Raw genomic sequence first — 14580 nt, 5'->3', positions numbered from 1 at the left:
GAGTAAGCCCAATTCATTTATCAATCAGACGTTTAGATAAAAATCAGGGTTGAAAACTTTGTATAATATTTTTACACAATATTAAGGACTTGACTTTAGAATCGCTATAAAGCCTCGAACATCGCTGATAAAAGAACTAGAATCGCTGATAAAACCTCGAACATCGCTGATAAGAGAGTTAGAATCGCTGATAAAGCCTCGAACATCGCTGATAAGAGAGCTAGAATCGCTGTTAAAACCTCGAACGTCGCTGATAAAAGAGTTAGAATCGCTGATAAAACGTCAAACATCGCTGATAAAAATAGTCGAATCACGATAGCCTACATTTTTTACCATCCTCCAAAATAGGATGGAGGAATTATTGTTAAATTATCATAACATTGACATTATTTTCATTAGGTACTATTATTAAACGGAAAATAAGGAAAATAAAAATATTTTTTTATTTTTGGGTAGGTAGGTGATCATATTGAAAGATAGAATTTTAAAGGTGTCAATAAGTGAAGCTGAACGAAAAGGCTTCCGATTTACGATGGGGGAGCTAGCAAAACAGCTTGGTATGAGTACAAAAACATTGTATGGATATTACCCCTCAAAGGAAGAACTGCTAAATGAAATGATTGATCTTGCAATAAATGAATTGAAAAAGAAAGAGGAAGAAATACTGCATGATTCAACTTTAAATCTAGTAGAAAAACTACAGAAATGTCTTGTACTCATTCCAGCAGATTTTCAATTTGCTCAACTCAAATATTTAGAGGAGCTTCAACGCTATTACCCTAAGCAATGGGAAACACTAGATCTATTTATTCACGAACAATGGACAGGTATCTTTTCGCTACTAGATGAAGGGATTGCCACAAAAAAAATACGTGCCTTTAATAAAGAGATATTTATAGAAGTCTATATTGGCGGGCTCTATCGATTGATGGAACATGGAGCGAAAAACAGAAATATGATGTCACTTCAAGATGCAATGCAGGAAATGGTAGACATTCTTATGCATGGAATTCTTGAAGATAACGTTCATGAAGAAAATTAAATGGGGGTTGTAAATGAGCAAAGCTTTAAGATTAATTTTTTTAGTTACCGATTTCTTTTTTATACTGTATTGGCTAGTCACCTTTTTTCATTTGATTCCAGAAGAGTATTTATATCAAGATTATCAAAATGAATTATTAGTTATATGGAATTGGTCGTTTTTCCCGCTAGATATTTTAATTTCAGTTAGTGGTTTTATAAGTCTCTATCTTTTTAAAGTGAAAAATGAAAAGTGGAGAGCATTCGCCTTATTATCTCTGGCACTAACATTTTGCTCTGGATTACAGGCGATTGCATTTTGGACAATAAAGCTTGATTTTGATCTTATGTGGTGGATACCTAATCTTTTCCTTTTACTGTATCCATTGTACTTTATTCCAAAGCTTATTGCATTTAAACATCAAGATACCTCATTGCAAGCAAAACACAACCACTAATCATCCTCGGTGTGGTTGTGTTTTCTATGCTTTGTAAAATTTTGTTCAATGCTTTCTTTTTTCGTTTTCGTTACACGTTCGTGTGTACTAAAAGGGGAGGATTGACGATTTTTTTCAACGTCCTTTCCTTTCGTACGCTTAATATGCATGCGCTTCTTTTTTGCTTTTGATTGTGTCATTGCTATTCCTCCTATTATTACCGTAACATGGGTTGATTTCCATTCCAACTAGGCGCTTTGTTGCTGGCGCTTCGCTTTCGCAGAGCAAAGCTTCCTGGGGGGGCCGATGAGCCACCTAACTCGCTAGGCTCGTTCCAAGGCCTCATCTACAATCTCCACTCCATTCAACTTATATACATAGCATACGACTTAGCAATGGTAATATCCTCAACTTTTAAAAATGAGCCAAGAAAAAGTAAAACCTCGTAAGTATTTAACTTACGAGGCGATTGTCATATTATTAGTGAGATACGTCCTGTACAGAAATACCTGTGTTAGCTTTAACATCCACTTCACGATATTTCTTAGCATCTGATTCCTTAGAAAGTAATGTTCCGATGAAACCACCAAGGAAGCCAAGTGGTACAGAAATTATTGCAGGGTTCGTTAATGAAATTAATGGATTCCCAACAAAAATTGCTTTTCCTTCAACTGGGTTCCAAAGGTTTGGTGAAACTGCAACAAGAATTAAAGCAGATATTAAACCTGTTAACATTGCTGTAATAGCACCTGCTGTATTAAAGCGTTTCCAGTAGATTGTATAGATGATTACAGGTAAGTTAGCTGAACCTGCAATACAGAATGCAAGTGATACTAAGAATGCTACGTTTAATGTTTGTGCACCCAGTGCTAAAAGGATTGAAATAACAGCGATTGTGATAGAACCAATACGAGCTGCAAGTACTTGCTCTTTCTCTGTGATTTTGCCTTTTTTAATGATTTGACCATAAATATCATGCGAAAGGGCAGATGCACCAGAAAGTACAAGACCAGCTACTACCGCTAAGATTGTTGCGAAAGCTACCGCACATACGAATGAGAATAGTATGTCTCCACCAAGCGCTTCCGCAAGAAGTGGAGCAGCCATGTTACCTGCAGCGTTTGCAGAAATAATTGCTTCTTTACCAACGAATTTAGCTGCACCGAAACCTAAGAAGATTGTAAGAATGTAGAAAATACCTACAATCCAAGTAGCCCAGATTACTGAGGAACGAGCAGTTTTCGCATCTTTTACTGTAAAGAAGCGCATTAGGATATGTGGAAGTCCCGCTGTACCTAATACTAAAGCGATTAACATTGAAATAGTATCAATACCATTTTGATATTTAAGACCTGGGTTCAAATACGCTGCACCGCTATCAGTTGCAGTTTCCATTTCTTTAAACATCGTTGCAATACTAAAGCCGAATTCTTTTAATACTAAGAATGAAATAATAACTGTTCCTAACATTAAAAGACAAGCTTTAATAATTTGTACCCAAGATGTTGCAGTCATCCCACCGAATAGTACATATGTCGTCATCATAAAGCCTACGATTAATACGGCTACCCAATAGTCGATCCCTAAAAGTAATTGAATAAGTGCTCCTGCACCAACTAGTTGTGCAATCATGTAGAATAATACAATTGTAATAGTGCTTAAAGCTGCTGTACCACGAACTTTAGCGCTATCAAAACGCGCTGTGATCATGTCAGCTAATGTAAATTTACCAAGATTACGTAATGGCTCAGCAACGATGTATAGAACTACTAAGTAAGCTACTAAGTATCCGATAGAGAAGAAGAATCCATCAAATCCAAATAATGCAACTGCTCCGGCGATCCCTAAGAAAGATGCTGCTGATAAGTAGTCACCTGCGATGGCTAGTCCATTTTGCCAGCCTGTTAACCCGCCGCCTGCAGTATAGAAATCACTTGCAGAAGATGTTCGTTTTGATGCCCACCATGTAATAACTAATGTTAAACCAACAATGGCTACGAAGAAGAATATGGCTGTCAAACTCATCCCGTCATTCATCGGCGGCCACCTCCGTTCTCGTATTCAGCGATAATCGCCTGTGCTTCTTTATCGAAACTATGCGCTTTTGCTACATATACGTGACATAAGCCCCAAGTCATGATGAATAATCCTGCTGAATATAGCCACACCCAAGTAATTTCCCCAATTGCCTTTTGGTGTAGTACTGTCGTGAACGAAGTAAGAATTGGTAGCAACATATAAGCTACTAAGAAAATCACAGTTATTGACCAAAGAAATGATTTCTTTCTTCGAACAAGCGCTTTAAATGATTCTTGACTTGCAATTGCATCATAGTCAATCACGACGCCCTTGCTTGCTTGATTGTTCCCCATTAACATTCCCCATTTTGTGTTTATTTTTACTGCTTAAAGACTTGAATTTGCTAGTTTAGTGAATTCACATCTTCATTTTATGAGACGGTTCACAAAATTGCAATACTTTTCAGAAAAATTATGAAAAAATAATTTTCAGAAAAATAGTCTTAAAAGAGAATATACATAACAAGTCCTAGAAATAAAAGGGTTTTGGAAAATTCTGATAAATAAATGAAGATAGGTCAACTCTAGATTTGCGAGTGGGAAATTCGCATAAAATTTCAAAAAGAAAATGGTTTTTTATAAAAAATAAACACTATTTACTCAGTGAAAATCGATTTTTTTTGAAAGAGAATAGTATTGTTCAATAAGTAAATTGGTAAATTTTTTATAATAAAAAGTTAAAAAACCCGACAAAAAATCGAGTTTTTTAGCTTGATATTTTTATTATGAATGATAGGACGATTGATATAGCCTTTTGCAATTATTTGGATTGCAAAAAAGCGATCAATGAGAGATATCAGAGACGGATACACCTGTATTTGCTTTCACGCGAATTTCCTTGTAAATGCGATCTGCTTCTTCCTGTGGTACTTTGCTAGAAGAAAGAACAGTGCCTAAATAACCTGCGATAAAGCCAAGTGGAATTGTAATAATCGCTGGAACTGCTAACGGTACGATAGGATTACCAACAAATATTGCCGCACCTTCAACAGGACTCCATACATTTGGCCCCATAGCACCTAAAACTAAACATGATACTAAACCAGTTACCATCGCTGTTATAGCACCTGTTGAATTGAATTTTTTCCAATAAATTGTGTACAGAATAACAGGTAAGTTTGCTGAAGCACCGATACAAAATGCGAAGGATACTAAGAATGATACATTCAAGTTTTGCGCAAATAGTGCAAGGATAATGGAAACAAAGGCAATAGAAATTGAACCAGTACGAGCTGCTACAACTTGTTGCTTTTCTGTTAATTTACCACCTTTAATAATTTCTCCATAAATATCATGGGAAATCGCAGAAGCCCCTGTTAAAACTAAGCCCGATACAACAGCTAAAATAGTTGCAAATGCTACGGCACCGATAAATGCCATTAACACATCACCGCCCAAATAATTTGCAAGAAGTGGGGCAGCCGTGTTACCAGCTTTACTTTCAGCAAGGATTTTATCGATCCCTACAAAATTTAATGCTCCGAAGCCTAAGAAAATAGTTAATGAGAAGAAAATAGCTGTAATCCAAGTCGTCCATGAAATAGAAGAACGAGCAGTTTTGGCATCTTTAACGGTGAAGAAGCGCATTAAAATATGAGGTAACCCAGATGTTCCTAAGACAAGCGCCATCATCATCGAAACCGAATCAATTGAACTTGTATATTTCATCCCTGGTACAAGGAATTTCTCGCCATGATCCACAGCGATCGTATCAAACATTTTCATTAGAGAGAAGTCGAATTTAATTAATACTAATGTAGCTAATAAGCCTGTCCCAAATAAAAGAAGGCTAGCTTTTATAATTTGCACCCAAGAAGTAGCTGTCATGCCACCGAATAATACATAAGTCGTCATCATAACACCTACGATTAAAACTGCAATCCAATACTCTATACCAAATAATAGTTTAATAAGAGCACCAGCACCTACTAATTGGGCAATCATATAAAGGATTACGATGATAATTGTTCCTGACGCGGCTACTCCGCGAATGCGTTTTTCATTAAAACGGGCAGTAAGCATATCTGCTAAAGTATAACGACCTAAATTACGCATCGGCTCCGCAATTACATAAAGAAGAACTAAGTTAGCTACTACATAGCCTACAGAGAAGAAGAAGCCATCAAAACCAGTTAAGGCAATCGCACCGGATACGCCAAGAAATGCAGCGGCAGATAAGTAGTCACCAGCGATTGCAAAACCATTTTGCCAACCTTTAAGACCACCACCAGCTGTATAAAAATCTGCCGCAGAAGACGTACGTTTCGCTGCGATATAGGTTACTACAAGCGTTAAACTAACGATCGCTAAAAAGAAACCAACGGATACTAAGTTCATTTATTTTCCACCTTTCGCCTGATACTCAGCTAGTACTGCAGCCGCAGCTTTATCGAATGAAGCAGCTTTTTTCACATACACTGTGCAAAGAACGATTGTCATCATGAATAATCCTGCCGAATAAACCCAAACACCTGTAATATTTCCGACGAATTTTTGTTGTAGTACAGGTTGGAAAGCAAGGATCGGTAACAAAATATAAAGGGTTAAAAATACTGCTGTAATCGAGAAAAGGAAGGCATTCTTCTTTTTTACGAACTTGTTGAACGATTCCATAGCTTCAATTGCGCTATAGTCAACTGAATCTTTATTTTTATTTCCAGAAATGTTTACCATTATTATTCCCCCTCAAGTGATATATTGCTGTCTTAAACGACATATTTCTTTTTTTCTCGTCGTTATATTCACTTATTTTATGGGGAAGATTCTTATAATGCAATACTAAATTTTGAGTTTTTATAATTTTTAATCATTTTCAGATTATGGAAATAACATAGAAATAATAAGGATTTAATAGAAATAATCCGTATAAAAGAGAATGGAGTTTTTTATAGAATAATATTCTTATAATAGTTTAATAATGATAATTGCGAATGTAGGAGAAAATTCGAACGCGAAAGAGAATTTTTAGGAATTTATTATTGCATTTCCATATGTAGGATATGTTTAAAAACTAAAAAAACTTTGTTATATAACAATTATATGATGTCTTGGGAAATAACCGAAATAGTAAAAAAACAGTTTTAAAAAATTTAAAAGAATTGTGAATTGTCTAGAAATTATAGGATATTAATATACCAAAATCATACAATATACATTGAATGGACATAAAAAAATGAAAGGTTAAGCTCATATCTTGTATTCAGTAACTATAATTTATACAATAAAAAACGATGGTAAATGGAAGGGAAGTGTGCAAATATATGAAAAAGAACAGTGTCTTGCTCGTGTTAATACTAACATTAAGTAGCATTCTAACTGGTTGTGGAAGTTATAAATTTGAACCTGAAATGAACATAGAAGTACAGGATTTTTCGGTAACTAATCAAAGAAATGAAAAGGTTAGCCTTAAAGAAATTAAAGGCAAGCCGTCGTTAGCGATGTTCATCTTTACTAATTGTAATACCATTTGTCCGCCAATGACGTATAACATGACAGAGGTACAAAAGGCACTTCAGGATAAAGGCATGGAAGATTATCAGATTTTAGCGTTTAGCGTTGATCCTCAGGTTGATAAGCCAGAAGTTTTAAAAAATTATTTAAAAACATATTCAGCACCCGATGAAAGCAAATGGCAACTATTGACTGGCTATGATCAAAAGTTTATTGAACAGTTTGCTATGAAATCGTTTAAATCACACGTGAAAAATGATCCAAATACTGACCAAGTTATACATATGGGAAGGTATTACTTAGTTAATGCTGATGGGATTGTTGTGAAAGATTATGATGCTTATACAGATGTACCAGTTGAGACGATTGTGGCAGATATGCAGGCGTTAGCTAAATAATAAACAAATAACTCAGAGGTTGAAATGACCTCTGAGTTATTTTTTATGGTTTTGAATATGAAAGAAATATCCATAGCAAAGTCAAAGTACACCGTGAGCACAATTGAACAAATAAACTTATAGATTTCAAAACTAATTCTACCAATAATTATATTATGTCTACTAAAAATATATAATTTAACAGTATGGAAGTTCTTATACATATTAAAATCCTTTCGTAAATTAAGGAAAATTTAAGTGTATTTTTTTGTTAAACATGTATATATTTAAAATATCAGCTTATATTTAATTAGAAATATTTAACTTCAGTAAATGTATTTTTTTCAGAAAGCGTCCTGCAGCTATGACCGGACGCAATTATGCCGAGGTATAATTGCTAAAATCGATTTAAATTTCAAATGTTTTGCCGTGATCAACGGCTTCTAGATAAAGTTTATTGAATAGAATGAAGCAAAAAAATGTAACTCTAAAATATACGACAAATGTTGTTTATTTTAGAGTTACTTGACGTTAATCAAAAATTATTTAAGGAGATGAAATACATGAAAAAGCTGATTGAATTTAAAAACGTAACGAAAGAATACAAAATAGGAGAAGTCCCAATCAAAGCCCTTAATGGTGTTGATTTTTCCATAAAAGAGGGGGAATTCGTCGTTATTTTAGGGGCTAGTGGTGCGGGTAAAAGTACAATTCTAAATCTTCTTGGCGGTATGGATACGGCTACCTCAGGTCAAGTCTTTGTTGGGAATCAAGAAATAACAAGATTGAACGAAAAAAAGTTAACGGAATATCGTGGTGAGAAAGTGGGCTTCGTCTTTCAATTCTATAACTTGATTCCGAATTTAAACGCTCTTGAAAATGTTGAGTTCGCTACTGAAGTATGTAAAAACAATTTGGATGCTAAAGATATTTTACATAAAGTCGGATTAGCGGATCGTATGAAAAATTTCCCTTCCCAGCTTTCTGGAGGAGAGCAACAAAGAGTAGCTATAGCTAGAGCTGTTGCGAAAAACCCTTTGCTTTTACTCTGTGATGAACCAACCGGCGCTTTGGATTATGTAACCGGCAAGTCTGTATTAAAGCTTCTGCAAGATTTAAATAGAGAAACGAAGAAATGTGTTGTTTTAGTCACACATAATTCGGCCATTGCCCCTATGGCTGACAAAATTATTAAAGTAAAAAGCGGACTGATAGAAAGTGTTACGATAAATGAGGAAAAACAAAGTGTTGAAGGGATTGAGTGGTAATCATGAAATTGCTTTTAAAATTATTGAGGGACATTAAACAGTCTATGGGGCAATTTATAGCCGTCGTGATTGTTATTGCAGTAGGTGCTTTTTTCTATGCAGGACTAGTAACCTACAGCAATAATCTTAATACGTATACGATGGATTACTTTCAAAAACATAATTTAAGCGATTTACATGTATATTACAGTCAGCTTTCTAAAAATGATGTCACTCGGTTAAGTAAAATTGAAGGTATCAATAAAATCGAAGGACGTTATACCTTTGATGGTACGCAAACGTTTGAAGATTACAAAACAACATTAAAAATTCATTCGATCCCAGACAACAATGAAATAAATACACCTACTATAATTGATGGTAGTATCCCATTAAAAAAGGATGAGATTTTATTAGATTCTCATTATGCAAAAGAACATCAATATCGTGTTGGTGATCAAATCACGATAAATGCGAATGAAAGCAGCTTTAATTTTATAATTAGTGGCTTAGGTGAGAATGTTGAACACGCAAAAAAGAATGAAATTCAAGACCATAAAGCATATGGAGTCGCTTATATTGCTGAAGAAACATTACCTGAAATTTTAAATGGCTTTTACTTTAATGAAATCATCGTGGATGCTACAGAAGGTTACGATATTGAAAAGTTAGGCAAATCAATAGAAGAGCAGTCCAAGCAGCTTAGCTATTTAGATCAAGTAAATAAGGAACGGACGTTGAACTATTCTAAAATCAATCAAACGATTAAAAATAATAACTTAATGAGTAAAGTTATCCCATTAGTACTTTTTTTGATTGAAGCGATTATCCTTTTTCTCGCTATGTCAAGGACTATGGATTCGCAAAGGAATCAAGTTGGTATTATGAAGGCTTTAGGTATAAAAAACAGCAATATTATGCTTCACTATATGGGATACCCTATGCTGGCAGGTATACTAGGCTCTATTATAGGTTGTGTAATTGCCGCTTTTGTATTTATTCCTTTAGTCACTAAGTCTTGTGCAAGGGCCTACTCTTTGCCTGACATAAAATTCTCACTCTCTTTATTGTCAATCATCCCACCAATTATTTTCTCTAGTGCTTTCGGTGTTCTATCGTGTTACTTAAGTGGAAGAGCAATATTAAAGGAAAACGCGGCTCAGGCTATGCGTCCTAAACCGCCAAAGAAGATGAAAAAGCTCTTGATAGAAAGAATTCCAGGTTTATGGAGTCGTATTTCCTACAGTTATAAACTCATTTTGAGAAATATATTTTTAAATAAACGAAAAGCTTTAGCAAGTTCAATTGGTGTTGTTGTAAGCACCGTGTTATTGATTACTGCTTTCGGTACTCAAGCATCCTTGCTAAAAGTAGCAGATCAAATTGAAGATGTTTATACGTATGATCTAAAAGTCGATTATACGATGGGTACAAATTTTAATACGGTAAAACTACCTTCTGAAATTAAAACAAGTTATTTGTTAGCCACTCTTCCGATTGAAATCATAAAAGATAATGAAAAAGAAAGCGCCAATTTAGTAGTTACTGAACAAGAAAACAATCTCGTTCATTTCTTCGACGAAAATGACAATAGCATTTCTTTAGAAAATAACGGTGTGCTTGTCCCCAAATCTTACGCTAACAAATATCATATTTCTAAAGGGGATCGTATCAATATAAAGTTTACAGCACCAGAGCTAAAAGATACTTCTGTAGAAATGAAGGTTTTAAATATCTCTACACAGTATTCGAATCCATCATTTTATAGTACACCAGAGTACTTAAAGAGCTTTAACATAGACTACAATCCAACTTCGCTTTTAGTTCAAACAAATAACGCTACAGATGCTATGAGCGCTCGTAATTTTTTTGAAAAAGATCGCAGTGTAGATACAATTACCGATAAGAATGAATTAAAAAAATCGGCACAATATATTGTGAAGCAAAACAGTTTTGTATTTATCATGTTTATCACAAGCGCCATCATACTGTCCTTTGGTGCCATCTATACGATATCTTCCATCAACATATATGAAAGGAATCGTGAGCTGGCAACACTGAAAGTATTAGGTTATCAAAAAAACAAAATAAACCGATTAATATTTTTGGAAAACATTATCCTAACAACATTTGCGGTCATTGTAGCTATACCAATCAGTAGTTATGTCTATAAAATTATAGTAAAGGCTCTATCAAGCACCCATCAACAAATCCCAGATAAATTAAATATGTTCATCATATTCGTCTCTATAATTGTCGCGTTCCTACTGACTATAGTGTCTAACTTACTTCTTAGAAGAAAAGTGACGAAAATAAATATGATAGAATCGCTAAAAAGTGTGGAATAGAGTTTTTATCGTAAAGGTGTAAAAGGTGACCATCGATTGCTTAAAGAGGTCGACAAAAAACAATATGTGGGTAAATATACGATGTTAATGTAACGAATCAGTCCGATAATTTTTGGGCTGATTTTTCTATTTGCACGAAAGCTTTTGTCGAAAATATGTAATGTCGTTCGTATTTTTGTTAAAAGTGAACAATGTTTTTTAATCACTCGTATCCTACAATAAAATTAAGCTTTTAGCATGAAAAATAAGAAAAAACAGGAGTGTGAATCAATGTAAATACTATATTTTTTGTGCGAAGTATACAAAAACAAATGAAGTGTGACTCTTTCTTTCTAACTATGGACACTAGTTAATCAACAGACGTATCGATAAATAGGAGGAATGGATTGTATGTTAGTAAAATTATTAGAACCATTAAATGTTCCAGATTCAATCATTGAAAAGTTAGCGGAACCAATCAAACAGGGCGGTCATGAATTTGTGTATTACAATGAGAAAACGTCTGATTGGGCAGAATTAGCAAGTCGTAGTGAAGGTGCAGATATTATTATGATTGCGAATAATCCTTATCCTACAGAATTAATTGATCAAAATGACAAATTAAAATTAATCAATGTGGCTTTTACAGGTGTTGATCATGTAGGGATCACACAAGCTAAAAACCAAGATATTATGGTATGTAATGCAGCTGGATATGCGAATCAAGCCGTTGCGGAATTAACGATTGGCTTAGTATTGGACGTGTATCGTCGCATAACTAAGGGTGATAAGGAAATTCGTGCCGATCATTTCCCAGGGGCATTCCAAGGTAGTGAAATTAAAGGTAAAACAGTTGGATTAATTGGTACAGGTAAAATTGGCTTAATGACTGCTCGATTGTTTAAAGCATTTGGTGCAAACTTAATTGCTTCAGATCAATCTAGCAGAAATCCAGAAGCTAAAGATTTAGGTATCGAGTATATGGAATTAGATGAGTTATTAGCACAATCAGATATTGTGTCTTTACATATTCCATTACTACCTAGCACGAAAGGCTTAATTTCTAAAGAAAAATTACATTTAATGAAGGAATCAGCCATCTTCATCAACTGTGCACGAGGCCCAATTGTTGACAATGATGCATTGGCGGATGCATTAAATGAAGGGCGAATTGCGGGAGCTGGTATCGACGTATTTGATATGGAACCGCCTATTCCTGGATACTATAAACTATTACACGCCAAAAATGTAATTTTAACACCACATGTAGGTTTCTTTACGGATGAAGCGATGGAACTGCGTGCTAAAATTGCATTCGATAACACTACAGCATTTTTAGACGGTAAACCCCAAAATATTGTTAAACGCTAAATAATGTAAGGTTTTTGGAAATTTGAAACAAGGAGAAAATACAATGACATTAAAAAAAATAGCAAGAAAAGATTTAAAAAATCGTATTTTCCATTGGCCAGATATTCAAGAGTTTAGAGACGAAGAAGCGACAAAGCATATTTTCTATGAAACACCTAATACTGTAGGAGCTGTTTGGTGTATGCATCCAGGACAAGATTTGCCAATTCACTCGCACGAGAAAGCTGATGATATTTGGATTGTTGTCGAAGGAACAGCAGATTTTTATCCAGAGTGTGGTGAAATGGTTCAAATTAAAGCTGGAGATGTTGTTGTTGCACGTGCTGGTGAAAAGCACGGAATGACGAATAATTCTGAAAAAGATTTTGTAATGTTAGGGATTGCGGGGCCAACACCAATCGGCTTTATTCCGCATAAACATCATTAATTGAAATTGCACGTCTGTTGATTAGCTAGTTTTCATAGTAAAACGAAAGATTCCTCCTTGTAAATGTAATATCTACATGGAGGAATCTTTCGTGCAAGCACTAAGGATTGTCACACCTTTAGCAAAATTTTATTTTACAAAGCAGAACTGTTGCACTGTAGATTATGGTCGGTCCGATTACCTATAGGGTAGTCGGGCTTATTTTTTGGTTTACTTGAGCCTTCCGTGCTGTCCGAAGAGTTTGCGAAGATACAAAAGCACTACGCAAAAATAGGCAAGTGAGAATACCATAAGTCATACTTCATAAAAATTTCAAGCATAAGTTTTTTGTCTGAAATGTGCAATGTTGGTTCTGTTTTTGTTAAAAGTGAACAATGTTATTTACGTACTCATACCCTAAAATTTAATTAAGCACTACATAAGTAAAAAAAAACGAAAAATGGGAGTGTCGTATTATGGGACAAACAGTTAAAAATGACCCGAATTATTACAAAAAAATAATTGTTGCACTGTGTTTAGGTTGGGTAGTTATTTGGATTTATCGCACAATACTTACGCCAATATATCCACAAATTCAAGAATCGCTAGGGAATATAAGCGATACTCAAGTAGGACTTATTGCTTCAATCTATTTCTTTGCCTATACAGGTATGCAAATTCCATCAGGAATACTCGTTGATAAATTTGGTCAAAAACGAGTATTAATCCCTGCATTCATCATTTTCTCATTAGCAGCATTCGTCATTGGAACAAGCTCGTCAATCACGCAAGTGTACATCGGCGCCTTATTGGCAGGTCTTTCGACTGGCTCATACTACGGTGCAGCTTTCTCTTTATCAGCTAAATATATGCCAAAAGATAAGAAAAGTTTTTCTAATGCAATCATAAACAGTGGTTCAGCGTTAGGGATGGTTATTGGTTTAATAGGCTCATCTGTATTAGTAGGTGGTCTTGAAATTAAATGGAATTTCTTACTTTATATTATATCAATCCTCATTTTAGCTGTAACATTTGTGTTTGCTTTATTTGTTAAACAAGACAAAAAATTAGCTACAGAAGAACTAACAGAAGATAAGAAAACAACACAACATACAGATTCTAAAGTCAATTTATTCTCACCAAAACAATTAGTTGTCTATTTTGTCTATTTTGCAACATGTTATGGTTATTACATGATTGTAACATGGTTACCGTCATTCCTTGTCACAGAAAAAGGATTCGAACAAGGTTCAGTAGGCTATGTAGCTGCTTTAGTTGCAATCTCAGCAGTACCGGGTGCACTGATTTTTTCTAAATATATTGATAAAAATGCACATATGCGTCTGAAATTAATTTTCTTCTTGTTAATTGGTGCAGCGCTAACAATTAGTCTAACAGTATTTTCCCCTAACCCAACAGTACTTTATGTTGCACTAATCTTATATGGTTTACTAGGCAAACTTGCAATTGATCCAGTATTAATCACGTATGTAACTGATTCAGTATCTTCAAATACAGTTGCTAAAGCATTAGGTTTCTTTAACTTCTTTGGTATGACTTCGTCGGTTGTTGCGCCAACGCTTACTGGTTATATTGGTGACATTACTGGCTCGAAGGTATTAGCATTCTATATTGCAGCAATCCTTCTTGCAGCAGCAGCGATATTATTTTTCCTTGTAGTTATGTTAAGTGAAAAAAAACAGCCCCTAACTTCTGTAACTCAAGAATAAAACAAGGCTTCCATCAGTGGAGATTTTCTACATCTTCCACTGATGGTCTGCTTTTTTATATATTTAAATCAGGAATATTTTATTCATTTTTAACTGTTATAGGTAATAGAACACATTTCCATTTTCTTCACTAAAAA

General features: G+C 34.6%; 14 protein-coding genes. 8 read left to right on the top strand and 6 right to left on the bottom strand.

Going from position 1 to position 14580, the window contains the following annotated elements; all coding sequences use genetic code 11:
• Positions 1 to 104: 104 nt before the first annotated feature.
• Positions 105 to 314: a hypothetical protein gene (locus tag ACIQ7N_RS20615; RefSeq protein WP_402935693.1), complete on the bottom strand. Its 210-nt coding sequence runs from the start codon at positions 312 to 314 to the stop codon at positions 105 to 107.
• A 155-nt stretch (positions 315 to 469) separates the two neighbouring features.
• Here ACIQ7N_RS20615 and ACIQ7N_RS20610 point away from each other — a divergent pair, with 155 nt between their 5' ends.
• Both ACIQ7N_RS20610 and ACIQ7N_RS20605 read left to right on the top strand, forming a co-directional pair.
• Positions 470 to 1042, top strand: a complete 573-nt coding sequence (locus ACIQ7N_RS20610; RefSeq protein WP_402935690.1) for a TetR/AcrR family transcriptional regulator — start codon at positions 470 to 472, stop codon at positions 1040 to 1042.
• Positions 1043 to 1055: 13 nt separating this feature from the next.
• Complete coding sequence (locus ACIQ7N_RS20605) at positions 1056 to 1478, top strand: DUF5360 family protein (RefSeq protein ID WP_402935687.1); 423 nt, start codon at positions 1056 to 1058, stop codon at positions 1476 to 1478.
• Here ACIQ7N_RS20605 and ACIQ7N_RS20600 read toward each other — a convergent pair.
• From ACIQ7N_RS20600 to ACIQ7N_RS20580, 5 genes are all read right to left on the bottom strand, one after another.
• Entirely contained in the window at positions 1475 to 1657 is a 183-nt protein-coding gene (locus ACIQ7N_RS20600; protein WP_402935684.1) for a hypothetical protein, read from the bottom strand. The two genes, ACIQ7N_RS20605 and ACIQ7N_RS20600, sit on opposite strands and share 4 nt — an antisense overlap.
• A gap of 280 nt (positions 1658 to 1937) precedes the next feature.
• Positions 1938 to 3482, bottom strand: coding sequence for a solute symporter family protein (locus ACIQ7N_RS20595; protein WP_402935702.1), 1545 nt, complete (start codon positions 3480 to 3482; stop codon positions 1938 to 1940).
• A gap of 8 nt (positions 3483 to 3490) precedes the next feature.
• Complete coding sequence (locus tag ACIQ7N_RS20590) at positions 3491 to 3829, bottom strand: DUF485 domain-containing protein (RefSeq protein ID WP_402935681.1); 339 nt, start codon at positions 3827 to 3829, stop codon at positions 3491 to 3493.
• Between the two features lie 489 nt (positions 3830 to 4318).
• Positions 4319 to 5872: a solute symporter family protein gene (locus ACIQ7N_RS20585; protein WP_132362121.1), complete on the bottom strand. Its 1554-nt coding sequence runs from the start codon at positions 5870 to 5872 to the stop codon at positions 4319 to 4321.
• Positions 5873 to 6208, bottom strand: coding sequence for a DUF485 domain-containing protein (locus ACIQ7N_RS20580; protein WP_402935677.1), 336 nt, complete (start codon positions 6206 to 6208; stop codon positions 5873 to 5875).
• A gap of 587 nt (positions 6209 to 6795) precedes the next feature.
• On the opposite strand from ACIQ7N_RS20580, the gene ACIQ7N_RS20575 reads away from it, so the two are divergent.
• From ACIQ7N_RS20575 to ACIQ7N_RS20550, 6 genes are all read left to right on the top strand, one after another.
• Positions 6796 to 7383 carry an SCO family protein gene (locus ACIQ7N_RS20575; RefSeq protein ID WP_402935674.1) on the top strand — a complete coding sequence of 196 codons (588 nt, stop codon included), beginning with the start codon at positions 6796 to 6798 and terminating at the stop codon, positions 7381 to 7383.
• Positions 7384 to 7925: 542 nt separating this feature from the next.
• Complete coding sequence (locus tag ACIQ7N_RS20570) at positions 7926 to 8630, top strand: ABC transporter ATP-binding protein (protein ID WP_402935671.1); 705 nt, start codon at positions 7926 to 7928, stop codon at positions 8628 to 8630.
• A 2-nt stretch (positions 8631 to 8632) separates the two neighbouring features.
• A complete protein-coding gene (locus ACIQ7N_RS20565) occupies positions 8633 to 10957 on the top strand; it encodes an ABC transporter permease (protein WP_402935668.1) in 2325 nt (774 codons plus the stop codon).
• Between the two features lie 390 nt (positions 10958 to 11347).
• Positions 11348 to 12307: a 2-hydroxyacid dehydrogenase gene (locus tag ACIQ7N_RS20560; protein ID WP_402935665.1), complete on the top strand. Its 960-nt coding sequence runs from the start codon at positions 11348 to 11350 to the stop codon at positions 12305 to 12307.
• A gap of 43 nt (positions 12308 to 12350) precedes the next feature.
• Complete coding sequence (locus ACIQ7N_RS20555; RefSeq protein ID WP_402935662.1) at positions 12351 to 12734, top strand: cupin domain-containing protein; 384 nt, start codon at positions 12351 to 12353, stop codon at positions 12732 to 12734.
• Between the two features lie 455 nt (positions 12735 to 13189).
• On the top strand, positions 13190 to 14443 hold the full coding sequence (locus ACIQ7N_RS20550; protein ID WP_132362136.1) for an MFS transporter: 1254 nt from the start codon (positions 13190 to 13192) through the stop codon (positions 14441 to 14443).
• The last annotated feature ends 137 nt before the right edge of the window (positions 14444 to 14580 follow it).

Origin of the sequence: Lysinibacillus sp. NPDC095746 (assembly GCF_044763535.1) — a bacterium.
GTDB lineage: Bacteria > Bacillota > Bacilli > Bacillales_A > Planococcaceae > Lysinibacillus.
This window is presented reverse-complemented; position numbering and strand designations above follow the sequence as displayed.

Coding starts and splice junctions, on each gene's coding strand:
- ACIQ7N_RS20605 (WP_402935687.1), top strand. CDS start 1,056: ATGAGCAAAGCTTTAAGATTAATTTTTTTAGTTACCGATTTCTTTTTT.
- ACIQ7N_RS20600 (WP_402935684.1), bottom strand. CDS start 1,657: ATGACACAATCAAAAGCAAAAAAGAAGCGCATGCATATTAAGCGTACG.
- ACIQ7N_RS20595 (WP_402935702.1), bottom strand. CDS start 3,482: ATGAGTTTGACAGCCATATTCTTCTTCGTAGCCATTGTTGGTTTAACA.
- ACIQ7N_RS20590 (WP_402935681.1), bottom strand. CDS start 3,829: ATGGGGAACAATCAAGCAAGCAAGGGCGTCGTGATTGACTATGATGCA.
- ACIQ7N_RS20585 (WP_132362121.1), bottom strand. CDS start 5,872: ATGAACTTAGTATCCGTTGGTTTCTTTTTAGCGATCGTTAGTTTAACG.
- ACIQ7N_RS20580 (WP_402935677.1), bottom strand. CDS start 6,208: ATGGTAAACATTTCTGGAAATAAAAATAAAGATTCAGTTGACTATAGC.
- ACIQ7N_RS20575 (WP_402935674.1), top strand. CDS start 6,796: ATGAAAAAGAACAGTGTCTTGCTCGTGTTAATACTAACATTAAGTAGC.
- ACIQ7N_RS20570 (WP_402935671.1), top strand. CDS start 7,926: ATGAAAAAGCTGATTGAATTTAAAAACGTAACGAAAGAATACAAAATA.
- ACIQ7N_RS20565 (WP_402935668.1), top strand. CDS start 8,633: ATGAAATTGCTTTTAAAATTATTGAGGGACATTAAACAGTCTATGGGG.
- ACIQ7N_RS20560 (WP_402935665.1), top strand. CDS start 11,348: ATGTTAGTAAAATTATTAGAACCATTAAATGTTCCAGATTCAATCATT.
- ACIQ7N_RS20555 (WP_402935662.1), top strand. CDS start 12,351: ATGACATTAAAAAAAATAGCAAGAAAAGATTTAAAAAATCGTATTTTC.
- ACIQ7N_RS20550 (WP_132362136.1), top strand. CDS start 13,190: ATGGGACAAACAGTTAAAAATGACCCGAATTATTACAAAAAAATAATT.